The organism is Paraburkholderia sp. IW21, from assembly GCF_041321145.1.
GTDB lineage: Bacteria > Pseudomonadota > Gammaproteobacteria > Burkholderiales > Burkholderiaceae > Paraburkholderia.
Map to the genome: position 1 here is coordinate 487,773 of NZ_JBGGWA010000005.1, position 25,585 is coordinate 513,357.

Below are 25,585 nucleotides of genomic sequence, written 5' to 3' on the forward strand. Positions count from 1 at the left end.
CATAGGCGGGCTTATTCGACGTCTTCGCTCAACAGAGGCCCGCTTTTCGCAATCTCGCGCTGCGTGAGTTGCGCGGCTTGCTGCTCCATCCGCTTGAGCAAGCCGTCCAGCAAATGGGCTTCTTCATCGTTCAGGCAGGACGCAAACTCGGTGTTATAGCGTTGCCCACTCACGCGTGCCTGTTCATAGGCGGTGTGGCCGGCTTCGGTGAGCGCGAGCACGGTCACCCGCTTGTTCTCCGGCAAGCGCGTTTTCGTAATCAAGCCCTTGTTCACCATATTGGCGACGCAGCGGCTCGCCACCACCATGTCGAGGGCGGCCAGTTCGGCGAGCCGGGTCAGGCTCGCGTCCGGGTACTTGCCGACAAACGCGAGAATGCGCCAGTCACGCCGGCTAATGCCGAGCTCCCGCCGGAACATCAGACCAACGCCCTGAGTCGCCACGCGGGCAAGGTTGTGCAGCCGATAAAGCAGGAATTCGTCGATATGCTCGGGATGTTTCAGCATGGGTAGCGATGGAGGATCGGTGGCAGGCACGGTGAGCGTACGACAAAGGTTGACCTGGCGGCCATTATGACGCGCTTTGGCGGCAACGGCCCGGGCGCATTGTGCGTGCGCACATATATTTGATTAGGTCAATCGTCAGGTTCGTTTCTAGCATCGACACATCTCCCCGGTTTCTCCCACTTCAGGCCGCAAGGCCGCAGACGGTGCTAATAGATGGCGGACACCCGCAACGTTCTCTTCATCATGTGCGACCAGCTTCGCCGCGATCATCTCGGCTGCTACGGACATCCTTATCTGCGAACCCGTCACATCGATGCGCTGGCTGCGCGCGGCGTGCGTTTCGACAACGCATTCGTCAGTTCCGGCGTGTGCGGTCCGTCGCGCATGTCGTATTACACCGGCCGCACGATGAGCAGTCACGGCGCCAACTGGAACCGCGTGCCGCTCTCGGTCGGCGAAATGACGCTCGGCGAATACCTGCGGCTGAACGGCCGCTCACTCGCGCTGGCCGGCAAGACGCACGTGATGGCCGACGGCAACGGCATGGAGCGCCTCGAAATCGCGCGGCAGAGCCCGCTCGGCCAGCGCCTCTCGACCGGTTCATTCGACGAACTCGATCGCTACGACGGTCATCACGAACCCGGCAGGGAGAGCGGCTACCCGGCCTTCCTGCGCGAACACGGCTACGTCAGCGACAAACCGTGGAGCGATTTCGCGATCAGTGTGGAAGACGACAGCGGCGCTGTGCATTCGGGCTGGAAAATGCGCAATGTGCGCTGGCCGGCGCGCGTGGCCGAGCCGCATTCCGAAACCGCGTATATGACGAATCAGGCGATCCGCTACATCGAGCAGCAAGGCGATCGGCCGTGGGCCTTGCATTTGTCATATGTGAAGCCGCATTGGCCGTATGTGGCGCCGCGTCCTTACCATAACCTGTATTCGCTCGATCAATGTCTGCCGCTCGCGCGCAAGCCCGCTGAGCTCGACAATGCGCATACGGTCGTTGCTGCGTATCGTATGCAGGAAGAGTGCGTGAATTTCGCGCGAGAAGAAGTCTCGAACACCGTGCGGCCCGTTTATCAAGGCTTGATCCAGCAGATTGACGATCACCTCGGCCAACTGTGGGACACGCTCGAACGGCTCGGCCGCTGGCAGGACACCTTGATCGTATTCACCGCCGACCACGGTGACTTTCTCGGCGACCATTGGCTCGGCGAAAAGGAATTGTTCTACGATACCGTGCAGCGCGTGCCGATGATCGTCTACGATCCGTCAACGCGTGCCGATGGCACCCGTGGCAGTGTCGAAACGCGTTTCATGTCGGGCATCGACGTCGTGCCGACAGTGCTCGACGCGCTCGGCCTGCCGGCCTATGAAGAGCGTATCGAGGGACACTCGGTCTTGCCGCTCACACGCGGCGAAGCGGATCGCGCACAAGGCTGGCGCGATTACGTGGTCTCCGAACTCGACTACAGTTTCCGCGGCGCGCGTCTCGCGCTGGAACGCAGGCCCGACGAATGCCGAGGCTGGATGGTGCGCGATATGCGCTGGAAATACGTTCACTGGCTGGGCTATCGTCCGCAACTCTTCGATCTGACGAACGATCCGGACGAATACGTCGACCTCGGCGCCGACGCGAGTCACGCAACGATTCGCGCGCAAATGCATGCGAAGCTCGCCGACTGGTACGGCTCGTTGAAACAGCGCGTCACGATTGATAACCCGACTGTCGAAAGCAAGACCGACACGCACAAGGATTGGGGCGTCTTTTTCGGCGAGTGGTAGTAAAGCAATTGACGGTAAAGGCGCGAATGCTGCTTGAGGCGGAGCCTCAAGCAGCGCCTCAAAAAAAAACATCATATGCGTCCGGCACACCCTGCCGCGACGCCAGGAGACACCATGCAGCGCTCGTCAGCCCTCACGCCCGATGACGCGATCTATCGCAAGATCGCGCGGCGCATCGTGCCGTTTCTGTTCGTCTGCTACGTGGTCAATTTCATCGACCGCGTCAACATCGGCTTTGCAAAGCTGCAATTCCTGCAAGATCTGAAGCTCGACGACGCCGTGTTCGGTCTCGCGGCGGGGATGTTTTTTGTCGGCTACCTGGTGTTCGAGTTGCCGAGCAATCTGCTGCTGGAACGCATCGGCGTGCGCAAAACGCTCTTGCGGATCATGGTGTTGTGGGGTGGCTTGACGGTGCTGCTGATGTTCGTCAAGAGCGCAAGCATGCTGTATCTGCTGCGCTTTCTGCTGGGCGCCGCCGAAGCCGGCTTCTTTCCCGGCATCATTCTCTACCTCACTTACTGGTTTCCCGATCGGCAACGCGGACGCATCACCAGTCTGTTCATCATGGCCGTGCCCTTGGCGGGCATCATCGGCGGCCCGCTGTCGGGCTGGATCATGGTGCATTTCCATGACACGCTCGGTTTGCGCGGCTGGCAGTGGCTGTTTCTGATCGAAGGCGTCCCGGCCATCGTGCTCGGCATGATGGCGATGCTGTATCTGGACGATCGTCCCCTGCATGCAAAATGGCTGAGCGACGCGGAGAAGGCCCACATCAGCGCCGCGCTCGAAGCGGATCGAAAACAGCGCGGCACACATTACGCGCCGCCGGCTCGCCTCTCCGACGTGCTGCGTAATCCACGCATCTATTTGCTGTCGGCGATTTACTTCTGCGTGTTCATGGGGCTCAATGCGGTCGGCTTCTGGATTCCGACGCTGCTGCGGCACGTCGGCGTGCAGCAGATCGGCAATATCGGCTGGCTGAGCGGCGCGATTTCCGTATGTACCGCAATCGGTATCGTGGCGATCGGGCGTAGCTCGGATCGTCACGCGGAACGGCGCTGGCATGTGGCTGGATGCGGCTTCGCGGTGGCCGGCAGTTTTCTGCTGCTACCGCTGGCCGCGCATAGCGTACCGTTCACTGTCGCCCTGTTGGTAGTCGCGTCGATTTGCATTTATGCGACCCTGAGTATCTTCTGGACGATTCCCACTGCCTATCTGGACGGGGGCGCGGCCGCAGCAGGTATCGCGACGATTACCGCGATTGGTGCGATCGGCGGCGCGGTAAGCCCTTCGCTCGTTGGAATGCTGAAGACCGAAACAGGCAGCGTCTACGCCGGTTTTGCCGTTATCGCGGCGCTCCTGATCGTGGGCATGGTGGCGCTCCTGTGGGCGGTGCCCGCACCGCAACGCTATACCGTGAGCGCAGGGCGGCCGGCTGCGTTGAAGTAAGCAGGCCGCGCGAGCTTTCAGTTCAGACGGTGCACCACGCAGCCAACCGTCGTTTCATCGCCGCGCGCATTGAAGTCCGCAGGTACCGTCTCTCGCTCTCGCACGTCGGCCAGCACGCCGGAGCGAGTAGCGCGGCATCACTCCTTCCCGGTCGTTTGTGATACGGCTCGATCAGCGCCCCGGAACGGTTGAATATGAATGGACCGTTGCGGCACAGCTGCCGGGTTTCAGCTTTAGCGTTTAGACCGGCCAGCGCAGCCTCGGCATTTAAACACGGACGGCATTCCGTACGTTAGTGCGAAGATACGGTAGTGAACCACCCTCGCGGTTTACCGGTCCACATGAGACATCCACTGCCCGCTATCTGCCGACATGCGAATCCGATGCTAAAGAGCGCTCTAGATGACCGAGCCGGCTGATTCCGACGACAACACCGTCCCGGCCCCCTCGGTTTCTTCCGAGCGGCGCCGCGCACCCCGGCCGCGCCGGATTCCGCGCAGCCGCGAGCAGGAGGCGCGACTGGCCGCACGCGAGCCGGCCTTTGAACCGATCCCGTTTTCCGTCGACGAAGCCGCCGGGCGCCCCCCATTTACCGAAAGACTCGATGCCTGGTTCAAAACGCACCGCTGGCAGCCATTCGACTTTCAGCGCGAGGTGTGGCAAGAAATCGGCCGCGGCGCAAGCGGTTTGCTGCACGCCACCACCGGCGCGGGTAAAACATGGGCGGTCTGGTTCGGTGCCCTTGGCGCCTTCGCTGCCACAGCGCCGTCCGCCCGTCATCGCGCGCCGCGCACGCAGCCTGAGCCGCTCACCGTTCTGTGGATCACGCCGATGCGCGCGCTCGCCGCGGATACCGCGCGTGCCTTGCAAAGCTCCGCGGCAGAACTCGCCGTCCCGTGGAGCGTCGGGCTGCGTACCGGCGACACATCGTCGGCGGAGCGCGCGCGGCAGAACCGGCGCATGCCCTCGGCGCTGGTTACGACACCCGAAAGCCTAACGCTGATTCTTACGCGGCCCGATGCGCGCGACGTGCTCTCGCACGTGCGTCTGGTGATCGTCGACGAATGGCACGAGTTGCTCGGCAACAAGCGCGGCACACAGACTCAACTCGCGCTCGCGCGTCTCGCGCATTGGCGGCCTGAATTGCTGGTGTGGGGCTTGTCGGCGACGCTCGGCAATCTGCCCTTCGCCACCGAAGTATTGCTCGCACCCGTGCAGACGCCGCGCGTCAGCGTGCATGGGGCGCTCCCTAAAGCATTGATCGTCGACACGGTGATTCCGGAGACCATCGAGCGCTTTCCGTGGGGCGGCCATGTCGGCATGCGTCAGGTCGGCGCCGTGGCCGATGCGATCGGCGAAGCACAGACGTCGCTCGTTTTCACCAACACGCGTTCGCAGTGCGAGGTCTGGTATCAGGCGCTGCTTGAAGCACGGCCCGAATGGGCCGGCCTGATCGCGTTGCATCACGGTTCGCTCGACCAGGAAGTACGCGAATGGGTCGAACGCGGCCTCAAGAACGGCATGTTGAAAGTGGTTGTGTGTACATCGAGCCTCGATCTCGGCGTCGATTTCCTGCCTGTGGAACGCGTGTTTCAGATCGGCTCGCCGAAGGGCGTCGCCCGTTTGATGCAACGCGCGGGACGCTCGGGCCATGCACCGGGCCGCCCATCGCGCGTCACGATCGTGCCGACGCATGCGCTTGAACTCGTCGAAGCCGCCGCGGCGCGCGAGGCCGTCGAAAAGCGTCAGATAGAGGGCCGCGAAACGCCGGAGAAACCGTTCGACGTGCTCGTGCAGCATCTCGTCACCGTGGCGATCGGGGGTGGCTTCGACGCCCACGAACTGTACGGCGAAATTCGCGGCACCTACGCCTACCGGCAATTGACCCCGGAGGAATTCGACTGGGCCCTCGGTTTTGTCGAAGGCGGCGGCACGGCGTTGCGTGCGTACCCCGACTATCATCGCGTGGTGCGCGACAGCGGCGGATTGTATCGCGTGCCACGCGAGGATCTGGTGCGCCGGCATCGTAACAACATCGGTACGATCGTCGCGAACGGCACCTTGAATGTCGCCTTTCTGTCCGGCGGCCGCATCGGGGCGATCGAGGAGTCGTTTATTTCGCGGCTGAAGCCGGGTGATATTTTTACCTTCGGAGGCCGCGCGCTCGAATTGATCCGCGTGCAGGATATGACCGCGTGGGTAAGGCGCGCCACCTCGTCACGCGGAGCCATGCCGAAGTGGGCGGGCAGCCGCATGCCGCTTTCCTCCGAGCTTGCCGATGCAACGTTGATGATGCTCGCGCGCGCCGCCAACGGCATTTACGACGAACCGGAAATGCGCGCTGTGCGACCCCTGCTGGAATTGCAGCAGAAGTGGTCGGCGTTGCCGGAGCCTGGTGTGCTAGTGGTGGAACTCGTGAAATCGCGCGAAGGACATCATTTCTTTTGTTATCCGTTTGCCGGGCGCACCGCGCACGTCGGCCTGGGTGCATTGCTCGCATGGCGGGTGGCTCGCGAGACGCCCGGCACTTTTTCGATTTCGATGAACGACTACGGTTTCGAGTTGTTGTCCGCGCAACCATTCGATTGGGCGGCGGCATTAGAGAACAGCCTGTTGTCGCTGAACGAACTCGATCACGACATTCTTGCGAGCCTCAATTCGTCTGAACTCTCCATGCGACGCTTTCGCGAGATCGCGCGCGTGTCGGGGCTGGTGTTTCAAGGGCATCCCGGACAGCAAAAAAGCGCACGGCAATTGCAGGCGTCGAGTGGACTCTTCTACGAGATCTTCCGCAATCACGATAGCGGCAACCTGCTGCTCAATCAGGCCGATGCCGAGGTGCTGTTGCAGGAACTCGATGCCCAGCGCATTCGCGTCGCGCTCGAGCGGATGAATGCGAGCCGCGTGGTCGTCATGCGTCCAAAGAAGCCGACGCCGTTTGCGTTTCCGCTGATCGTCGGACGCTTGCGCGAGAAAGTCAGCACGGAGAAACTCGCGGATCGCGTCGAGCGGATGCTTGCGGAACTCGAGAAGGCGGCGCGCACATGAAACCCACTTCGCTGCCGGTCGAAATCGCCGGGCATCCCCTGGTGTTGTCGAGCTTGAGTGCGATATTCGATCCCACGCTGCGCTGCTTGTTCGTGGCCGATGCGCACTTCGGCAAGGACGCGGTGTTTCGCGCACGCGGCATTCCGGTGCCGATCGGTTCGACCGCCGACAACCTGATGCGCCTCGATATCCTGATCGCTGAGTTCGAACCGGCCCTGCTCGTGTTTCTCGGCGACCTGCTGCATGCGCGCGAGGCGCGCGGGAAAGAAACGCTCGACGCGTTGCATATCTGGCGCGCGCAGCATGCGGCGCTGCGGGTGGTGCTGGTCGAGGGCAATCATGACCGGCATGCAGGTGCGCTGCCGGATACGCTCGGCGTCGAGTATGTGCAGGAGCCTTGGCGGATTGGCCCTTGGGCGCTGTGTCATCACCCGCAGGTGGTCGAGGGTGCGTATGCGTTAGCGGGTCATGTGCATCCGGTTTATCGAATCACGACGCGGACCGATTCGCTGCGTGTGCCGTGCTTCCGGTTTGGGACTGCTTGCGGGGTGCTGCCGGCGTTCGGCAGTTTTACCGGCGGCGCGCGTGAGGATGGCCGCGTGGTTGGGGAGAAGGTTTTTGTAGTGGTGCAGGAACGGGTGATCGAGGTGGGGCGGTGAAGATTTTGTGAAAATCGGTTTTGGCCTTTGCTGGCGATGATGTGAGATGCCGCCGCGAGTCATTGTGCACGGCCGCTGGGACGATGCGAGCGACGACGAGCGCCGCATCGCGTGGGCCCGCGCTTTCTCGACGCAGCCGCGCCGTTCGCGCTGGGCAGCGTAATCCCCCACCCGCATGCGCGACCACCCTGTCTCACGCGCAAGTTTCAGGGTCAGGCACGGTAACTGCTGGTTAGCAAGTGACGTACAGGCATGCCGGCGTTACGGCACCCACTGCTCAAATAGAAAACACAATTTCCACCACGCAAAAGGAAACCATCATGCGCAGACGACAATTCATCATGACCACCAGCGCCGCTTTAGCCACTGCGGGTCTTGGCCTCGCCGGCTGTACGACCACGTCGCCGTCCTCGAGCGCGTCGCCTTCGGCGAACGCCGGTAAGCGCGACACGATCAACGCCGGTGTCGACTCCACGCTTTCGCGCCTGTACGCAAATGTCGCCGGCTCCCGTGAACTGGTCGGCAAAGCACGCGGGGTGCTGGTATTCCCGTCCGTGATTTCGGCGGGCTTCTGGGTCGGCGGCCAATACGGCGAAGGCGCCTTGCGCGTGGGCGGCCGCACGACGGGCTACTACAGCACCGTCGCTGGCTCGTTCGGTTTGCAGATCGGTGCTCAGTCGAAGGCCCTCGTGTTTCTGTTCATGACGCAAGAGGCCCTCGACAAATTCCTCCGCAGCGAGGGATGGGCGGCAGGCGCCGATGCGACCGTCGCCGTGCTGAAGGTCGGCGCGAACGGCGCGGTCGACACCTCGACCGCCACCAGCCCCGTCGAAGCTTTTGTGCTGACGAACGGCGGCTTGATGGCCGGTGTGTCGCTGGAAGGCACCAAGATCTCACGTCTGATGATCTGAGCGAGGCACGCTCTGGCAAGTAGGCACGCCGTCATGCAGTCGCACAGCCGACTGCATGACGGCTCCGTCTGACGGCGATCCGTGCGTTGATTGAGGCGCGGGCCTCGGTCACTTGACCACGGTGTAACTTGACCACGGTGTAAAATTCACCCCCCGTTTTGCAATCTTGCCTGGCCCCTGCTCCGCCTTGCGCCGAGACATGATCCTGTCTGACGCATCGCGTATCGCCACGCTGTTTGCCGCCGTTTTGCGGTTACGTTCGCCGGATGATGCGAACGCCGACAAACGGCAAGCTCCCCGAGGCCGGTTCTTTTTTACTACATTAGACGTTTCGCGCAGTATGCCGGAGGCCAACGTGACAAGACGCGTCTCGCTCGACGATGAGACCGAATTCGCAATCTGGAAACGAAGCAGCGCGGCAGAGGCGACGCCGTCGCGCCGCGTATTGATCGGGCATCGCGACAAGGCGATCGGCGAATCGCTTGAGCTGCTACTTTCGCTGAAGGGATTCGATGCGGTTTACGCCACCGACCTAAGCAAGGTAAACAGCTTTCTGAAGTGGTGGAAACCGCATGCGGTTTTACTCGATACGAGGCTCGATTCCGTTTCGGATTACCAATTTACGCGCACCGTGCGCGCCGAAGCAGCGAACGCCGGAATACTGTTGCTGGCAATGAGCAATATCTGGCCGCTCGATCCAATTGGTGTGCTGAAGGCAGCCGGTTTCGACGGACATTGCCGGCGGCCTTGTTCGCTGTGGCGCGTGGTGGACATCCTCCAAGGCTATTTCGTCCACGCTTGAGCAAGACGCACGGCTACTCGCAACGAGCCCGGTTGGCTCAGCCAGTTTTAGCCCAATCCGTTGGCTCGCGGCGTGGCCTCAGGCTGTGTTTCCGGCAGCGTAAGCGAGGCCACCTCGCACCGCGGCCACTGCCGCAGCACCTCGGGCGCCAACAGCAACTTAGCCGCTCGCACCCCTGCACCCATGACGATCTGAGCGCGCTCCATCACCGCGGCATCGGCGAGGACGCGCCAATCCGGCGGCAGGCCGAAGGCCGTGATTCCGCCAAACTCCATCCCGCTATGCGCCACGGCGGCCTCCCGTTTGGCGAACGAAAGCCGCTGCGCACCCAACGCAGCCTTCACCGCGCCATTGATGTCGAGGCGCCGCGAACCCAGCGAGATCAGCGCCGCATAATGCTCGGCGCCGTCCTTCTTATAGCGAATCACGATCGTGTTCGCGCAGTCCTCCAGGCCGAAACCGTAGCGCGAGCTGAATTCGGCGGTGTCCGACGCGTCGTCGCTCACGGCGAACACCGTCACGCCCTGGGCCGGCAACTGCGCGGCGACATGCTCCGGCAAATGCGCGCCCAATTGTTCGGCGGGAATGACGTCCAACTGCTTGAGGCGTTCGTGCGAGTGCATAGTGAAATAAGTGTGTGGGTCCATCGGCATTCTAACGGCACACCTCGGTCCCGGCGTGTCGCCGGTGCACGGAGCGGGCTTGTTATAGTGACGGGCACAAGGTTTGCGCGAGGCATCGATGCGAAGACTGCGTCGAGGCCGCCTCAACGGCGCGCACATGGCGCATCCGGCGCCAGGACCCATCGAGAAGAACGACCATGAACATGGACATCGACACGCTTTCCGCCGAGAACCTCCAGTTGGTGGCTCGCAAACAGGCTAACTGGGCAATCAGCGCATTCAAACAATTCGCTGAAGACCGCTGTGCAGCCATGGCCGCCAGCATCGCCTTCTACGCGGCATTCTCGCTCGCGCCCACGCTGGTCATGGTAATCGCCGTCGCCGGCTGGTTCTTCGGCGCCGAAGCCGCACGCGGCGAACTGTTCACCCACATTCACGGTCTGCTCGGCGACCAGGCGGCCGCGGGCGTGCAGACCATCGTCGAGAACGCACATCACAGCGGCAGCGCCGGCGGCGTGGCGGCCATCATTTCGTTCACGATGCTGGCAATCGGCGCCTCGGCCACCTTCTCGTCGCTCAATAGCGCACTCAATATCGTGTGGCCGTACGCCGGGCCGCGTTCGTCGAGCGTGATCGCGCTGGTGCGCGTGCGTCTGATCTCGTTCGGCCTGGTGCTCGGCGTCGCGTTCCTGCTGATCGTCTCGCTGGTGCTCGATACGGTCATCACTTTCATCGGCAAGTGGCTGTGGGGCGATTCGCCGTATGTGGCGATCGGCAACCTGCTGCAACTCGGGGTCGGTTTGCTGGTACTGGCCTTCGCCTTCGCCGGTCTGTTGAAGTTTCTGCCGGACGCAAGGGTGCGGTGGCGCGATGCGTTGGTCGGTGGGCTCGTCGCGGCGGTGCTGTTCTCGGCTGGCAAGAAGCTGTTCGCCCTCTATATCGCGCATGCCGGCATGGCCAGCTCGTTCGGCGCTGCCGGCTCGCTCGCCGTCCTGCTGATGTGGCTGTACTTTTCGGCCGCCGTGCTCCTGCTCGGCGCGGAGTTTTCGGCGGCGCGCGGGCGCATGCACGATCCGCGCGGGGGCTGGGGCATGCAGGACGACCCGCCGCCCGGCAGTCGCGCCAAGCTCGCTTCGGTGCTGGCTGCATCGACGGTATCGGCCGACGCACTGCCGCCGCGCGTTGCCGAGCGCGACGCCCGTGCCGCCAGGCTTGCCAGCGCAACCGGAACGGCGGCGGCGGCGGCGGCGACTCTTGCGGCAACCGCTCCAGCGTCGGCTTTGCCGCGGGCGCAACCGCAAAAAAAGGCCTCGGCGCGGGCGGCCGCAGTCAGGATCGGCCGCACGGTCGTCATTGCCGAAGCGCAGGCGACACGCGTGGCCGCCGTCACGCTGGTCGAAGCGAGCCGCAAAGCCGTAGCCGCCGATCGGTATGTAAGACGGCATCCGTGGACCTCGGTACTGTTTGCGGCGGCTGCCGGACTGGCCGCCGCCACCGTGGCGCGCCGCAATGGCGACGATCACGTCCTCCGCGAGTCAGAACGCAAGCGGGGGCGCCCCGGGTGACAAGGCGAGTGAAGACTCATCAGCCGTAAAGACCTCAGCGGCGGATATCGATATTCGCGGCGCTTGCGCCTGCTCACAACGCATAAATTCTGTCCAGCGCGCCCGTCAAGCGAGACATGGCCCCACTTTTATATGGGCGCTTCAGAGCAACCCTGAAAGCTGGACGACTAGATTACAAAACGCCTTCAAACAGGCATCCAAATTGCGGGAACCGAAGCCCGCGCTGACAACAAAACAACAATAATGCGCCATTGACGAATAACTATTGCGAAAACAGCAATAATCGCTAACGGGCTTTAAATACAAGGGTTTGCGCCTTTGTCACTTTTTAGAGACACTCTTTTTTTTCCATTTCTTACTGCTTGAGGCAGTGAGCTATTCTCCTTTCCGCAACAACGAAACTAATCATCTGCGTGGAGAAATGGATGAAACGAATCGCACTGTCTACCCTCTCGCTGGCGCTTCTCGGCGTCACCGGCGTGGCACATGCTCAAAGCAGCGTTACCCTGTACGGTTTGATCGACGAATCGATCCAGTACGTTCATAACACGACGAATTCAGCCGGCGGTCCGAACAAGAACCTGGTTGCGATGTACGGCGGCAACCTGCAAGGCGATCGCTTCGGCTTGAAGGGCACGGAAGACCTCGGCGGTGGCCTGAAGGCAATCTTCCAGATTGAAAATGGTTTTGACGTGAACACCGGCAAGCTGGGTCAGGGCGGCCGGATGTTCGGTCGTCAAGCCTACGTCGGCCTGACGGGCGATCAATGGGGTACGTTCACGCTGGGTCGTCAATACGATCCGCTGGTCGACCTGGTTCAGCCGCTGACGGCTGACAACTACTTCGGTTCCACCTTCACCACGCCGGGCGACGTCGACAACAACGATAACTCCTCGCGCACGAACAGCGCTGTCAAGTACACCTCGCCGGTGTGGGGCGGCTTCCAGTTCGAAGGCATGTACGCATTCGGCGGCGTGGCCGGCTCGACGGGTTCGGGTCAAACGTGGGCGGGCGCGGCAACGTACGCAACGGGTCCGTTCAGCGTGGCTGCGGGTTACTACCGTGCCAACAACGGCAACACGCTGGCTAGCCGCACGGCAGGCACGCCGCCGGCAGCAGGCTGGAACGGCAGCACGTCGGACGGCACGTTCGACGGCCAGGTCAACACGGCCTACGCTGCAGCGAAGTCGATCGGTATCGCGTCGGTCGCGGGGCAATACGTGGCAGGCCCGTTCACGGTCAACCTCCGCTACAGCAACGCGCAATACAAGCCGGATGCGAATTCGGGCTTCGGTTCGACCGAGAAGTTCAACGTCGGCGGTGTGTACCTTGGCTACCAGGCAACGCCGGCTATGCTGGTGGGCGTGGGCTACATCTACACGAAGGCTACGGGCGACTCGAGCGCAACGTACAACCAGGTCTCGCTGGGCGGCGACTACAACCTGTCGAAGCGCACGGACATCTACCTGGTCGGCGCATGGCAACACGCAAGCGGCGAACAACGTACCTCGGGCGGCAAACTGGTTTCGGCTGGCGCATCGATCGGTTCGTACGGCTACAACTCGGCTTCCAGCTCGCAAGAAATGGTCAGCCTGGGCATCCGCCACAAGTTCTAATCGAACTTGACGGACTGCTGAAGCAACACGCAGTTGAAGACCAGCCACGGGCGAACAGCCTGTGGCTGGTTTTTTTTCGTCCCTCGATTCTTTCGATTCCTTCGATCCCGCCCGTGAATCGCAGCCGTGGTCCGCTGAATGCCGGCCACGCGCCGCTCGATAGCCCTCAGCGCAGCGCAGCGCCGCTCGCCAGTTGACGCGCTTCGGCGAGATTCGCCCGAGCCTGCGTCACGATTTCCGCGCTCACGCCCGGCACCTGTTCGAGCCGCTCCCAATACTGGATCGCGCGCGGGTAGTCGTGCGCTTCGAATGCCGCCGACCCCGCCAGCGCCAACGCCTTCGGGTTCGCGGGATCGAGCGTCAACGCGGCCTCCACGCTCTGCAACGGCGCGCCCGTCAGGTCGCCGCCGTTGGCGCTCGCCTGGGCGTCGGCGTAATCGGCGAGCAACTGCGGATCGCCGGGCGTCAACGCAAGCGCGCGCCGGTAAGCGGCAGCGGCATCGTCGGCGCGTTCGAGCACGGCATAGGAGCGCGCCAGCATGGTCCAGCCGGCGGCATCGTCGGGCTGCCGCCGCAATCTGGCCGCGAGGCGTCCAACCATCACGTCGAGCGAGCCCTGGGTGGCGGCGTGGCTGTCTTCCGGTCCGGCGGCGCTGTCCGCCTGCACCGCCGCCGCGAGCGGATCACCAAGGCGCATGTACAGTACCAGCGCCGCGCTCGGGAGCAACGCCAGCAGCAGCGCCGCGGTGCCCGCGCGTTGTGCGATGCTGCCCGCACGCACGGTCGCCGGGGCGGGCTCCGCGCCGGTCTCGTCGACGAAACGCCGCTCGAGTTCACGCCGCGCGTTGCCATGCTGCGCGCTCGACAGGTCGCCGGCCGCGACCTGCCGCGCCAACTCGGCCATTTCGGTCCGGAACATCACCGTGGCTAGGGCAGCGCCGCCGCCGTCGGCACGGCTTAGCGCCATGTCGCCGCGGGAGCCTCGTCGCAACAGCGGCACGATCACGGACAACAGGGCCGCGACCAGCATCGACGCGACGATCAGCCAGAATTGAATCATCTCGGTAAGCCCTCGTCAGCCGTTGCCATTAACGCGTCGACGCGGCGGCGCTCGGCGTCGTCGAGCGGTCGGGCGGCGATGCCGCGCCGGCGCCCGATCACGCGCCACCCCACCCACGCACCCGCCGCCAGCGCGGCGAACGGGCCGAACCACAGCACCCACGTCAGCGGTTTGAGCGGGGGCCGGTACAGCACGAAATCGCCGTAGCGGCGCGCCATGTAAGCCTGAATCTGCGCGTCGGTGGCGCCCCCTCGAACCTGCTCGCGGATGCGCTCGCGCAGATCGGCGGCCAGATCGGCATTCGAATCGGCGAGGGTCTGGTTCTGGCACACGAGGCACCGAAAGCTCTCGGCGAGATTGCGCACGCGCGCATCTTCGCCGGCGACGCCCGGGCCGTCCGCCGCCGCGCCGAGCGAGATCGCCAGCAGCACGAGCGCGCCGCCGCGCCGTGCCCGGCTTCGCGCGCCGCTAACCATTGCCGCCTCCGCCCTCTCGCTGCAGCTGTCTGAGCAAGGGTACGATCACGCCGTCGAGCGATGCCGCTGTCAGCGGTCCGGCCTGCCGATAGCGGACGATGCCCAGGCGATCGATCACGAAAGTCTCCGGCACGCCGTACACGCCGTAGTCGATCCCGGTCTGGCCGCTGCGATCGACCAGCGACGCCGTGTACGGATCGCCCGCCTCGGCCAGCCACTGCCGCGCCGGCTGGGGGTCGTCCTTGTAATTCAGGCCGTACACCGGCGCGATCCGCCGCGCCGCGAGATCGACCAGCACCGGCTGCTCGTCGCGGCAGGGCTCGCACCACGAGGCCCACACGTTGAGTATCCACACCTGCCCGCGCAACGAGTGCGAGGACACGCGCTCGCCGGTTGCCGCGAGGCGCGGCAGATCGAACCCGGGCGCGGGGCGCCCGATCAACGCCGAGGGCAACTGCCGCGGATCGTGTCTGAGGCCTGCCGCCAGCAAAGCGAGCAGCACGAGGAACGCGGCGAGCGGAACCAGCGCACGTTTCATCGGCCTGCCTCGCTGACGGAATTCGCTGCCTTGGCGGCGGCGGCCGTGCCCGGGACATCTGCGGCGGGCCGCGTGAGCGTGTTGCCGACGACGCGCTCGCGCCAACGCCCACTCGTGCGCCGCCCCGGCATCAAGCGATAGCGCCGGTCGCTCGCGGCCAGCAGGCCGCCGAACGCCATCAGCAGACAGCCGCCCCAGATCCAGCGAACGAACGGCTTGATCTGGATACGCAGCGTCCACGCGCCCGCACCGATCGGCTCGCCCATCGCCACGTACAGGTCGCGCAGCAGGCCGTGATCGATGGCCGCCTCGGTCATCGGCATCTTCTGGACGAGAAACGTGCGTTTCTCGGGATACAACGTGGCCACCGACCGGCCGTCCCGGCTCACGGCCACGCTGGCGCGCGTCGCCAGATAGTTTGGACCACTGACCTGAACCACGCCGTCGAAACGAAATCGATAAGCGCCGAGTTCGACGGTCTCGCCGCTGCGCATCGGCACGTCACGCTCCACCTGATAACCCTTGACCATCGTCACGCCGATGATGAACACGCCGATGCCGGCATGCGCGAACCACATCCCGTAGTACGCCCGCGGCACCCGCCGCGCACGCGCGACGAGCGAGACCCGTGCTTTGCCAGGCGAACGGCGATCTGGCCCGGCGGCCGGCATCACGGCCGCGGCGCTTGCCGACTCAACCGCAGACCCAGCCGAAGACTCAACCGCAGACCCAACCGAGGCCCCACCCGCAGACTCGCCCGCAGACCCACCCGCCGGCACGCCGAGCCGTTCGTACACACTCACGGCCACGGTCGCGAAGCTCCACACCGCGAGAAGAATCCCCAGACTGACGAGCGGCCGCCAGTTGCCCAGCACCCACGGCAACAGCAGCGCGGTGAGCACGCTAACCAGTGCCGCCCAGCGCAGACGCCGCGCCAGATCGGGCACGCGCGCGGCGCGCCAGCGCGCGAGCGGCCCGATACCCATCAGAAAGATCGCCGGCGTCATCAGCGGCACGAACACGCTGTCGAAATACGGCGGCCCGACGGAAATCTTGTCGAGACCGAGCGCGTCCAGCGCCATCGGATACAGCGTGCCAAGCAGCACCGACGCCGCCGCCACCATCAGCAGCACATTGTTCGACAGGAGCAGAGCCTCACGCGAAACCGGCTCGAAGCCCGCACCCAGACCGATCTGCGGTGCACGCCACGCGAACAGCAGCAGCGCGCCGCCCACCACCAGCGCAAGGAACGCGAGAATGAAAATGCCGCGCGTCGGATCGCTGGCAAACGCATGCACCGACGTGACCACGCCCGAGCGCACGAGAAACGTGCCGAGCAGACTCAGCGAAAACGCGCAGATCGCCAGCAGTGCGGTCCAGCTACGAAAGCTGCCGCGCTTGTCGGTCACGGCCAGCGAATGGATCAGCGCGGTGCCCGCGAGCCACGGCATGAACGACGCGTTTTCGACCGGGTCCCAGAACCACCAGCCGCCCCAGCCGAGCTCGTAGTACGCCCAGCCGCTGCCGAGCATGATGCCGAGCGTGAGAAAGAGCCATGCTGCCGTCGTCCACGGGCGCGACCAGCGCGCCCACGCCGCATTCAGTTCGCCCGACAGCAGCGCCGCAACCGCAAACGCGAACGCCACCGAAAAGCCGACGTAGCCCATGTAGAGCATGGGCGGGTGAATCACCATGCCCGGATCCTGCAGCAGCGGATTCAGATCGCGGCCGTCCATCGCGGGCGGCATCAGGCGGTTGAATGGATTGGAGGTGAACAGCATGAACAGCAGGAAGCCGGCGGCGATCCAGCTCATCACGGCAAGCACGCGCGCCACCATCGGCACCGCGAGTTGGCGGCTGAAAAACGTCACGGCGACCATCCACACGGTCAGCAGCAGCACCCATAGCAACAACGAGCCTTCATGGCCGCCCCAGACGGCAGCGAACCGATAGATGGCAGGCAGCGCGGAATTTGAATTGTCGGCGACGTAGACCACCGAAAAATCGTCGTTCAGGAATGACCAGGCGAGACAGCCGAACGCCAATCCAACGAACCCGCACTGCGCACGCGCCGCCGGCCACGCGAGCCGCATCCAGCCTGCGATGCCTCGCTGCGCGCCGATCAGCGGCAGGATGCCCGTCGTCAGCGCGAGCAGCAGTGCGAGGATCAGAGCAAAGTGGCCGATCTCGGGGATCAAGGTTGGGCTCCTTCTTTACGGCGATCGGCGCCGCGATCCTCGCCGCCGGTCATTCGAGTTGTCACGCGCAACGCCACCGGCGTGACAGAGCCCGCCGATGCAGCCGGCCGCATCGTTGCGGCTTGCGCGCGGCGAACAGCGTCGGCCGCGTCGGGCGGCATGTATTTTTCGTCATGCTTCGCGAGCACTTCGTCGGCGTGGAACTGACCGTCGCTGCCGAGCCAGCCCTGCGCGACCACGCCGCTGCCTTCGCGGAACAGGTCCGGCAGGACGCCGTGATAGACCACGGCCACCTGCTTGACGGTATCGGTCACGACAAAGCGCACGGTCAGGCCGTCCGGGGCACGCGTCAGCGAACCGCGTTCGACCAGCCCGCCGAGACGGAACCGATGGACCGCCGGCATTTGTTGCGCCGCGATCTGGCTCGGACTCACGAAGAACACCACGTTGGCGCGAAACGCGTTGAGCACCAGCGCGCAGGTGAGCCCCGCGGCCGCCACCGCGCCGACGATCCAGCCGAGCCGCCAGCTTCTAGCCTTCATCCACACGCCCCGGCGCGCCGGCGGCGGGCGCCGCGCGCGCGACTTCGCGGACCTGGCCGCGCACGCGCCAGGCTTCGACGGCCAGCAACGCGAAGGTCGTCGCGAGCGCCGCCGCCAGATAAGGGCTCTGCCCGAGCATCGCCACTACGCTTGCCACGCTGTTCATGCCGCACGCTCCTCAAGGTTCGTTTCCCACGGCGCCGCGTGACGTCGCTCGCGCATGACGGCGCGCACACGCGCCAGCGTCACGGCGATCGCGTACGACCAGAAGCCGCCCGTCATGACGACGATGCCCCACACCATCGACGCGCTCATCGACACGCCGCTGCCGAAGCTCAGCGACGGCCCCTGATGCAACGTGTACCACCACTGCACCGAAAAATAGATCACCGGAATATTCACGACGCCGATCAACGCCTGCACGGCGCAGGCGCGGTCGGCGCGGCGCGGATCGTCGATCGCCGCATACAGCGCGAGAAAGCCGATGTAGAGAAACAGCAGGATCAGTTCCGACGTGAGACGCGCGTCCCACACCCACCAGGCGCCCCATGTCGGCTTACCCCACAGCGAGCCGGACAGCAGCGCGATAAAAGTGAAGAGTGCGCCGGTGGGCGCCAGCGCCCGCGCCATCATCGCGGCGAGGCGCGCGTTGAGCATCAGCCCGAGTGCGCAATAAGAAGCCATCACCAGATAGATCAGCATCGACATCCACGCGGCGGGCACGTGAACGAACATGATGCGATACACGTCGCCCTGCAACGCGTCGCTCGGCGCCACCATCAGGCCGATCGCGAGGCCGGCGAGCATCAAGAGCACGGCGGCCGCGGCGAAAAACGGCACGAGCCGTGCCGCGAGTGGATCGAAGGTGCGCGGCGACGCGTAGCGGAACCAGTTCGGGCGGTTCATCTTCGTTACTCCATCGTGATGCGCAGGGCGGCGGCGCTGGCCCACGGGCACAGCGGGACGCCGGCGCACAGTGCTGCGCCGAGCAGCGAAAAGTTGGCCGCGGACCACGCCGCGCTGCCGGCCGGATCGGCCGCGCCGACGCCGAAAATCAGCACCGGCACATACAGCGGCAGAATCAGCAGGCCGAGCAGCGCGCCGCCGCCTCGCATGCCGAGCGTGAGTGCGGCGCCCATCGAGCCGATCAGGCTCAGAAGCGGCGTGCCGAGCAGCAGCGATGCCATCAACGGCACGGTGTCGCGCAACCCGAGGTCGTATTGCAGCGCGACCACCGGCGCGAGCAGCACCAGCGCGAAGCCGCTCGTCAGCCAGTGCGCGGCGATCTTGCCGAATACGATGGCCGGCAGCGGTTGCGGCGACAGCATCATCTGTTCGAGCGCGCCGCTCGCGAAATCCTGGCCGAACAGCTGTCCGGCGGAGAGCATCGCGGCGAACAATGCCGTCACCCAGAGCACGCCGGGGGCGATCACATGCAGCAGCGCCGGATCGGTGCCGACCGCGAGCGGAAACAGGCTCGAAGCGATCACGAAGAACAGCAACCCACCGAGCGCGACGCTGCGCCTGCGCCAGCTGAGCGCGAGTTCGCGGCGCACGATGCCGAGCATCAGCGCGGTCATGACGCGCCCCCTTCGAGTTGCAGATGATGAGTGCACGTGACGGCGGTCGGTAACGGCAGGTGGGTGGTCGCCACCACGATGCCGCCGTCCTGCATATGGTCGTCGAGCGCGTCGCACAGCCACGCCTGGGCGGCGTCGTCGAGCGCTTCGGCCGGTTCGTCGAGCAGCCACAAGGGCTTGCGCTCGAGCATCACGCGGGCCAGCGCCACCCGGCGCCGCTGCCCTTGCGACAAGCTGCCGACGCGCACCTGCCGTAGCGGCCACAGCCCGGCGATCTCCAGCACGTCGCGCTCGTGCAGGCGGGCATCGCCCAAACCGCCCGGATTCACGCCGAGCAGCGCGGCGAAACGCAGATTTTCCAGCACGGACAAATCGTCGCTGAGCCCGTTGCTATGACCGACGTAGGCGCGCTCACGGCGAAACCGCTCCGGCTGCGCCTGCACGTTCATGCCGCGCCATCGCACGCTGCCGGCGGCCGGCGGCAGCAGGCCCGCCAGCGCCCGCAGCAGCGTGGTCTTGCCGCAGCCATTCGAGCCGTGGATTTGCAACGCCGAACCGGGCTCGATTTCGAAACCGACGCCGTCGACGATCATGCGCTCGCCGCGTCCCAACCCCAACTGTTCAGCACATAGCATCGCAAACCGCCCATGGATTGGCTGACATCGCTTACATCTCCGCTCGCCTATGCATTCACTGCACTGCTCAGTGCTTGCCAGCGTCGCGCTTCGCGGCCGCATCGGCCTGCGCCTGCGTCATATTCGGCAACTGGTGCGCAATGCCCTTGTGACAGTCGATACAGGTTTTCTCGCCGGTCCCGAGGAAGCGCTGGTGCGCCTCCTGCGCACGCGGACTCTGCCGCGTGAAGTCCATGTACTCGAACGAGTGGCAATTGCGGCACTCCAGCGAATCGTTCGCCTTGAAGCGCGCCCATTCGTGTTCTGCCAACTCAAGCCGCTTGTCCTGGAACTTCTCGCGCGTGTTCACCACGCCGAACACCTTGGCCCAAACTTCTTTCGACGCCTGCATCTTGCGGGCGATCTTGTCGGTCCAGTTGTGCGGCACGTGACAGTCGGAACACTTGGCATGCACGCCGCTGCGATTGCTGAAGTGAATCGTGGTCTTCAGCTCGGCAAAGGTGTTGTCGCGCATCTCGTGGCAGCCGGTGCAGAACGCTTCGGTGTTGGTCAATTCCATCGCCGTGTTGAACGCGCCCCAGAACACCACGCCCGCGATAAAACCGCCCAGGGTCAGAAACCCCAGGCTGAAATAGGTGCTCGGCCGATTGATGGTTCGCCAGTAGCGCCGGATCAGATCGCGCATGTCGGCCTCTATTTCTTCCTGGGCTGGGCGGGGGCCGGCGGCAACCGGACGTCCGCAATATCGGCGAACGTGCTGCCGACCAACGGCTTCGTATCGGCCTGCGGCACATGACACTGCGTGCAGAAATAGCGGCGCGGCGCGAGATGACCGAGCGTTTCGCCGGCACGGTCGGTGTAGTGCGAGACCGCGATCGGCACCGCGCCACTCTCTTCAGCACGGCTGCGGGCGTGGCAGGCGAGACATCGATTGGCATTGCGGTCGAGCTGATAGCCGTCGATCTTGTGCGGAATGGTCGGCGGCTGCTGCGCGTAAGCGCGGCCGCGGATCACATCCCGGTTTTCGGTGGGCGCGATCAGCGGCGGCTTCGCTTCCTCGTCGAGCGGCGTAGCGCCCCGCAACGTATCGTGGAACGGCGTCGCCGGAATAGTCGGCTGAGCGCTGGCGCCCAGCGCGAGCATCGAGAGGACCGCAAGGAAGAACCATGCGCGCATGGCGTGCTCCTAGACTTTGACAATTTTCACCGCGCACTTCTTGAAGTCGGTCTGCAGCGAAATCGGATCGGTGGCGTCGAGCGTGACCTTGTTGATGAGCTGGCTCGAATCGAACCACGGCACGAACACGAGGCCGCGTGGCGGCTTGTCGCGACCGCGCGTCTCGATCCGCGTGCGGATGTATCCGCGCCGCGACATCACGTTGACTTCGACGCCGCGCCGCAAGCCCATCGCTTTGGCGTCGTCGGGATGCATGAAGCACACGGCATTCGGAAATGCGCGGTATAGCTCGGGTACGCGGCGCGTCATCGAACCCGAGTGCCAGTGTTCGAGCACGCGGCCGGTGGCGAGCCAGAACGGATACTCCTTGTCCGGCGACTCGGGCGGCGGCTCGTAGGGCAGCGCGTAAATCACCGCGCGGCCGTCAGGATTGCCATAGAACTGCCAGCCCGTACCCGCTTTCACATACGGATCGGAACCTTCCTTGTAGCGCCAGCGCGTTTCCTTACCGTTGACGACCGGCCAGCGCAAGCCGCGCGCCTTGTGATAGTCGTCGAACGGCGCGAGATCGTGACCGTGGCCGCGGCCGAAACTCGCGTATTCCTCGAACAAACCTTTCTGGATGTAGAAACCGAACGCCTTCGCCTCGTCGTTGCGATAACTCGCGTCAGTCTGCGAGAGCGGGAATTTGTCGACCTGGCCGTTGCGATACAGCACGTCGTAGAGCGTCTTGCCCTTGTATTCAGGCTTTTGCGCGATCAGCTCCGCCGGCCACACCTCTTCCACCTTGAAACGCTTCGAGAATTCCACCAGTTGCCACAGGTCGGAACGCGCCTCGCCGGGCGCCACCACAAGCTGATGCCAGAATTGCGTGCGCCGCTCGGCATTGCCGTACGCCCCTTCCTTTTCGACCCACATCGCCGACGGCAGGATCAGGTCGGCTGCCACCGCCGTCACCGTCGGATACACGTCCGACACGACCACGAAATTCTCCGGATTGCGGTAGCCGGGCAGTCCTTCCTGATTGAGGTTCGCCCCGGCCTGCATGTTGTTGTTCACTTGCACCCAGTAGGCATTGAGCTTGCCGTCGCGCAGCATGCGGTTTTGCAGCACGGCGTGAAACCCCGGCTTGTCGGGAATCGTGCCGGGCGGCAGCTTCCAGATATGTTCGGCTTCCTCTCGATGCTTCGGGTTGGTGACGACCATGTCGGCCGGCAGGCGGTGCGAGAAAGTACCGACTTCGCGCGCGGTGCCGCACGCCGAAGGTTGGCCGGTCAGCGAGAACGGGCTGTTGCCGGGCGTCGCGATCTTGCCGGTCAGCAGATGCAGGTTGTAGACCATATTGTTGGCCCACGTGCCGCGCGTATGCTGGTTAAAGCCCATGGTCCAGAACGACACGACCTTGATCTTCGGATCGGCGTAAAGCTGCGCCAGCTGATCGAGCTTGAGTTTCGATACGCCGGAGAGTTTCGTGACGTAGGCGGCGTCGTACTTCGAGACGAATTTCGCGAACGCCTCGTAGGTGATCGGTTGCGAACCATTGGGATCGGCGGCGTTTTTAGCGGCTATTTGCAGGGGATTGTCGGGCCGCAGACCATAGCCGATATCCGTATTGCCCGCTTTGAACACCGCGTGCTTATCGACGAACTCGCGGTTCACATGGCCATTCCTGATGATGTAGTTGGCGATGTAGTTGAGAATCGCCAGATCGGATTGCGGTGTGAAGATGATCGTCTCGTCGGCGAGATCGAAGCTGCGATGCTCGAAAGTAGACAACGTGACGACTTTGGTGGCCGGCGCGCTCAGCCGGCGATCGGTGACGCGGGTCCACAGCACTGGATGCATTTCAGCCATGTTCGAGCCCCACAGCACGAAGGCATCGGTTTGCTCGATGTCGTCGTAACAGCCCATCGGCTCGTCCATGCCGAAGGTGCGCATGAAGCCCGTGACCGCCGAGGCCATGCAGTGGCGCGCGTTCGGATCGAGATTGTTGGTGCGAAAGCCGGCCTTCATCAGCTTGACTGCGGCGTAGCCTTCCCACACGGTCCACTGACCCGAGCCGAACATACCCACGGCCGTGGGCCCCTTGGCTTTCAGCACGCGTTTGAACTGGGCGGCCATTTCGTCGAAGGCGTGGTTCCACGACACCGGCGCGAATTCGCCGTTCTTGTCGTACTTGCCGTCTTTCATGCGCATGAGCGGCGTGGTCAGGCGATCCTGGCCGTACATGATTTTCGACAGGAAATAGCCTTTGACGCAGTTCAGACCGCGATTGACCTCCGCTTGCGGATCGCCTTGCGTCGCGACGACTTTGCCGTCCTTCACGCCCACGCTGACGCCGCAACCCGTGCCGCAAAAACGGCACGGCGCTTTCGACCAGCGCAGGTCGTCATGGGCAGCGCTCGCGCCCGCGGCATCCATGCCCGGCAGCACGACGCCCGCGGCGGAAGCGGCGGTCGCCGCCGCGGTCTGCTTAATAAACGCGCGGCGGGTGAGCTTCATCGGCGAACTCCTCGTTCAACGGATCGATATCTTCATGATGCTGATAAACCAGTGCGGCACCATAAACACCCGGCAATGCGTGAATCGCGCTCAATTGCGCGGCGACTTCGGCCGTGTGAGCGCCTTCGAGCGTCACGACCAGTTTGCCCTGCTCGCTCACGGCGTGAATTTCAGCGCCGGGCATCCCGGCGATTGCGAGACGGACGCTGTCGAGGCGCGCCGCCTGTGCATGCACGACGATTCCGGCAATATGCAATTCGGCTCGCGCGTCATTCCCGCATACCGCTTCTTCTGAAACGACAGACATGGCGCGGCCCTCCGGTTAAATCCGGTTTATATGGGAAACGGTAAAATCAGGTGGAAATCAATGAGGCGGCCCACCAATAAGCAATTGGTAAAACCAGACGGCAAAACCATAGCCGGCGATAAGGATCACTGTCAAAACAGGCACCATTACTGCGGTCAGAAACAGAAAGCTACGCCACTCTTCCGACTTACGGACTTCGTCGTTCATACGGAAGCTCCTAAAGGCTTAATAGCCAAAGCCTCGATATTCAGGTTACCGCAGTGCATGTATTTTTGTGCGAAGAATGGAAATTCGTCAAGAAAAATTTTCTGTTTGCTTACAGTTAAATTTTTTGCTCAATTTAATCGCAATTGCCGCAACGCGGAATTTAACTATTCAGCATCTAAAATTCCGATTTTTATGCCGACCGTCGATATGAAAATCGGAAGTAAAGAAGAAATTTTAGATCACGCAGCGATTTCGATAATCAATTGCAGTGCAGGCTTTTCGGGAAAGCGAACGCGGGGCGCGGATTACTTTCGGGTGCAGAAAATGCACGCCGCCGCATGCTTTTGAGGGAAAGCAAATGCACGGTACCGCATGCTTTCGAAGGAAGCGGGCGCAGACGCGCCCGCTTCGGCCTAGCGTTGCGCTTTAGCCTTGTCCGATTGCGCCAGCGTCTGCGCCGGCATAGCATCGAGTTCGTGCTCAACGCCGTCCGCACCCACCGGCGCACGATGCAGGACCAGCGCACGTTCACGCTGCAGCAGCGGCACATTGGGCGAATCCTGCCAGTCCGGATCGGGAATCTCGCCGAACACCTGACGCAGCCGCGCGCCCCACGTACGGTGAATCATCTCGAAGTACTCGTTGTCGTGGTCGATCGAGACGAAGCGTGTGACGTGCAGCGCATCTTTCTCGTAGACCAGCAGATCGAGCGGCAAACCCACCGACAGATTCGAGCGCAGCGTGGAGTCCATCGAAATCAGCGCGCACTTGGCGGCTTCGTCGAGCGGCGTGGACGGCGTCAGCACGCGATCGATGATCGGCTTGCCGTACTTGGCCTCGCCGATCTGGAAATACGGGTTCACGGCCGATGCTTCGATGAAATTGCCCGCTGAGTAGATCATGAACAGGCGCGGCCGATTACCGGCGATCTGACCGCCGAGAATGAAGCTGCAATTGAAATCGACGCCGAAGTCCTGCAACGCCGCCGCTTCGCGCTGGTGCACGCAGCGCACCGCTCGGCCAATCACGCGTGCGGCGTCGGCCATGGTGGGCGCATTCCACAGCGTGGGCTGCGCGGGATCGGTAGGCTCGGACAACTCGTGCAGCACCGCTTGCGTGAGCGACAGATTGCCGGCACCCAGCAGCACGAGCATGCGTTCGCCCGGCTGCTCGAACACCGACATCTTGCGCGCGGTGCTGATGTGATCGACGCCCGCATTGGTGCGCGTGTCCGAGAGGAACACGAGCCCGTCGTCGACGGACATCGCTACACAGTAGGTCATAAGGAAAAAGTACCCGCAAAAAACGACAGAACGGCGCGATTGTAATGCAGCGCGCCTGTCACCTTACTCCGTATCAGGCCGCCGTGCGCACAAACTGAACGGCTATGCGAGGCCGGC

The 25,585-nt window shown here is 63.7% G+C and carries 24 protein-coding genes and 1 pseudogene; 8 read left to right on the top strand and 17 right to left on the bottom strand.

Going from position 1 to position 25,585, the window contains the following annotated elements; genetic code table 11:
- Positions 1 to 11: 11 nt before the first annotated feature.
- The gene (locus tag ACAX43_RS15440) at positions 12 to 506 is read right to left on the bottom strand and encodes a MarR family winged helix-turn-helix transcriptional regulator (RefSeq protein WP_370709263.1); all 495 of its coding nucleotides are present in this window, start codon (positions 504 to 506) and stop codon (positions 12 to 14) included.
- A 213-nt stretch (positions 507 to 719) separates the two neighbouring features.
- Between ACAX43_RS15440 and ACAX43_RS15445 the strand changes: the two genes are divergently transcribed.
- The 6 genes from ACAX43_RS15445 to ACAX43_RS15470 all read left to right on the top strand — a co-directional run bounded on the left by ACAX43_RS15445 (position 720) and on the right by ACAX43_RS15470 (position 9,160).
- Positions 720 to 2,291: a sulfatase-like hydrolase/transferase gene (locus tag ACAX43_RS15445; RefSeq protein WP_370709264.1), complete on the top strand. Its 1,572-nt coding sequence runs from the start codon at positions 720 to 722 to the stop codon at positions 2,289 to 2,291.
- 114 nt (positions 2,292 to 2,405) lie between these two features.
- Positions 2,406 to 3,740, top strand: coding sequence for an MFS transporter (locus ACAX43_RS15450; protein ID WP_370709265.1), 1,335 nt, complete (start codon positions 2,406 to 2,408; stop codon positions 3,738 to 3,740).
- 402 nt (positions 3,741 to 4,142) lie between these two features.
- Positions 4,143 to 6,788 carry a ligase-associated DNA damage response DEXH box helicase gene (locus tag ACAX43_RS15455; RefSeq protein WP_370709266.1) on the top strand — a complete coding sequence of 882 codons (2,646 nt, stop codon included), beginning with the start codon at positions 4,143 to 4,145 and terminating at the stop codon, positions 6,786 to 6,788.
- Positions 6,785 to 7,447, top strand: a complete 663-nt coding sequence (gene pdeM, locus ACAX43_RS15460) for a ligase-associated DNA damage response endonuclease PdeM (protein ID WP_370709267.1) — start codon at positions 6,785 to 6,787, stop codon at positions 7,445 to 7,447. Before ACAX43_RS15455 ends, pdeM begins: the two co-directional genes overlap by 4 nt.
- 320 nt (positions 7,448 to 7,767) lie before the next feature.
- The gene (locus ACAX43_RS15465; RefSeq protein ID WP_370709268.1) at positions 7,768 to 8,358 is read left to right on the top strand and encodes a YSC84-related protein; all 591 of its coding nucleotides are present in this window, start codon (positions 7,768 to 7,770) and stop codon (positions 8,356 to 8,358) included.
- A 199-nt stretch (positions 8,359 to 8,557) separates the two neighbouring features.
- Complete coding sequence (locus ACAX43_RS15470; protein WP_370709269.1) at positions 8,558 to 9,160, top strand: histidine kinase; 603 nt, start codon at positions 8,558 to 8,560, stop codon at positions 9,158 to 9,160.
- A gap of 47 nt (positions 9,161 to 9,207) precedes the next feature.
- Here ACAX43_RS15470 and ACAX43_RS15475 read toward each other — a convergent pair whose 3' ends face one another.
- On the bottom strand, positions 9,208 to 9,783 hold the full coding sequence (locus tag ACAX43_RS15475) for a YbaK/EbsC family protein (RefSeq protein WP_370709341.1): 576 nt from the start codon (positions 9,781 to 9,783) through the stop codon (positions 9,208 to 9,210).
- Positions 9,784 to 9,986: 203 nt separating this feature from the next.
- Here ACAX43_RS15475 and ACAX43_RS15480 point away from each other — a divergent pair, with 203 nt between their 5' ends.
- On the top strand, positions 9,987 to 11,348 hold the full coding sequence (locus ACAX43_RS15480; protein WP_370709342.1) for a YihY/virulence factor BrkB family protein: 1,362 nt from the start codon (positions 9,987 to 9,989) through the stop codon (positions 11,346 to 11,348).
- A gap of 425 nt (positions 11,349 to 11,773) precedes the next feature.
- Positions 11,774 to 12,964, top strand: coding sequence for a porin (locus tag ACAX43_RS15485; protein ID WP_370709270.1), 1,191 nt, complete (start codon positions 11,774 to 11,776; stop codon positions 12,962 to 12,964).
- Between the two features lie 166 nt (positions 12,965 to 13,130).
- On the opposite strand, the gene ccmI is transcribed toward ACAX43_RS15485, so the two are convergent.
- The 15 genes and pseudogenes from ccmI to ACAX43_RS15560 all read right to left on the bottom strand — a co-directional run bounded on the left by ccmI (position 13,131) and on the right by ACAX43_RS15560 (position 25,468).
- Positions 13,131 to 14,024: a c-type cytochrome biogenesis protein CcmI gene (ccmI, locus tag ACAX43_RS15490; protein WP_370709271.1), complete on the bottom strand. Its 894-nt coding sequence runs from the start codon at positions 14,022 to 14,024 to the stop codon at positions 13,131 to 13,133.
- Positions 14,021 to 14,500 carry a cytochrome c-type biogenesis protein CcmH gene (locus ACAX43_RS15495; protein ID WP_370709272.1) on the bottom strand — a complete coding sequence of 160 codons (480 nt, stop codon included), beginning with the start codon at positions 14,498 to 14,500 and terminating at the stop codon, positions 14,021 to 14,023. Before ACAX43_RS15495 ends, ccmI begins: the two co-directional genes overlap by 4 nt.
- Positions 14,493 to 15,038 carry a DsbE family thiol:disulfide interchange protein gene (locus tag ACAX43_RS15500; protein WP_370709273.1) on the bottom strand — a complete coding sequence of 182 codons (546 nt, stop codon included), beginning with the start codon at positions 15,036 to 15,038 and terminating at the stop codon, positions 14,493 to 14,495. Before ACAX43_RS15500 ends, ACAX43_RS15495 begins: the two co-directional genes overlap by 8 nt.
- Positions 15,035 to 17,236: a heme lyase CcmF/NrfE family subunit gene (locus tag ACAX43_RS15505; protein ID WP_370709274.1), complete on the bottom strand. Its 2,202-nt coding sequence runs from the start codon at positions 17,234 to 17,236 to the stop codon at positions 15,035 to 15,037. Before ACAX43_RS15505 ends, ACAX43_RS15500 begins: the two co-directional genes overlap by 4 nt.
- Before the next feature lie 125 nt (positions 17,237 to 17,361).
- Positions 17,362 to 17,778, bottom strand: a pseudogene (gene ccmE / locus ACAX43_RS15510) (cytochrome c maturation protein CcmE); the annotation flags it as partial.
- Complete coding sequence (locus ACAX43_RS15515) at positions 17,768 to 17,944, bottom strand: hypothetical protein (RefSeq protein ID WP_370709275.1); 177 nt, start codon at positions 17,942 to 17,944, stop codon at positions 17,768 to 17,770. The pseudogene ccmE and the gene ACAX43_RS15515, both read right to left, overlap by 11 nt.
- A complete protein-coding gene (ccmC, locus tag ACAX43_RS15520; RefSeq protein WP_370709276.1) occupies positions 17,941 to 18,684 on the bottom strand; it encodes a heme ABC transporter permease CcmC in 744 nt (247 codons plus the stop codon). Before ccmC ends, ACAX43_RS15515 begins: the two co-directional genes overlap by 4 nt.
- A 5-nt stretch (positions 18,685 to 18,689) precedes the next feature.
- Positions 18,690 to 19,358 (bottom strand): heme exporter protein CcmB, encoded by a 669-nt coding sequence (gene ccmB / locus ACAX43_RS15525; RefSeq protein ID WP_370709277.1) that lies wholly within the window; start codon positions 19,356 to 19,358, stop codon positions 18,690 to 18,692.
- Positions 19,355 to 19,993, bottom strand: a complete 639-nt coding sequence (gene ccmA, locus ACAX43_RS15530; protein WP_370709278.1) for a cytochrome c biogenesis heme-transporting ATPase CcmA — start codon at positions 19,991 to 19,993, stop codon at positions 19,355 to 19,357. Before ccmA ends, ccmB begins: the two co-directional genes overlap by 4 nt.
- Positions 19,994 to 20,060: 67 nt before the next feature.
- Positions 20,061 to 20,678, bottom strand: a complete 618-nt coding sequence (locus ACAX43_RS15535; protein WP_370709279.1) for a NapC/NirT family cytochrome c — start codon at positions 20,676 to 20,678, stop codon at positions 20,061 to 20,063.
- Between the two features lie 8 nt (positions 20,679 to 20,686).
- On the bottom strand, positions 20,687 to 21,169 hold the full coding sequence (locus tag ACAX43_RS15540) for a nitrate reductase cytochrome c-type subunit (protein ID WP_370709280.1): 483 nt from the start codon (positions 21,167 to 21,169) through the stop codon (positions 20,687 to 20,689).
- A gap of 9 nt (positions 21,170 to 21,178) precedes the next feature.
- Positions 21,179 to 23,671 (bottom strand): periplasmic nitrate reductase subunit alpha, encoded by a 2,493-nt coding sequence (gene napA, locus ACAX43_RS15545; protein WP_370709281.1) that lies wholly within the window; start codon positions 23,669 to 23,671, stop codon positions 21,179 to 21,181.
- Entirely contained in the window at positions 23,643 to 23,978 is a 336-nt protein-coding gene (locus ACAX43_RS15550) for a chaperone NapD (protein WP_370709282.1), read from the bottom strand. Before ACAX43_RS15550 ends, napA begins: the two co-directional genes overlap by 29 nt.
- A 57-nt stretch (positions 23,979 to 24,035) precedes the next feature.
- Entirely contained in the window at positions 24,036 to 24,185 is a 150-nt protein-coding gene (gene napE / locus ACAX43_RS15555) for a periplasmic nitrate reductase, NapE protein (protein ID WP_120344667.1), read from the bottom strand.
- A gap of 413 nt (positions 24,186 to 24,598) precedes the next feature.
- A complete protein-coding gene (locus ACAX43_RS15560; protein WP_370709283.1) occupies positions 24,599 to 25,468 on the bottom strand; it encodes a peptidase in 870 nt (289 codons plus the stop codon).
- Between the last annotated feature and the right edge of the window lie 117 nt (positions 25,469 to 25,585).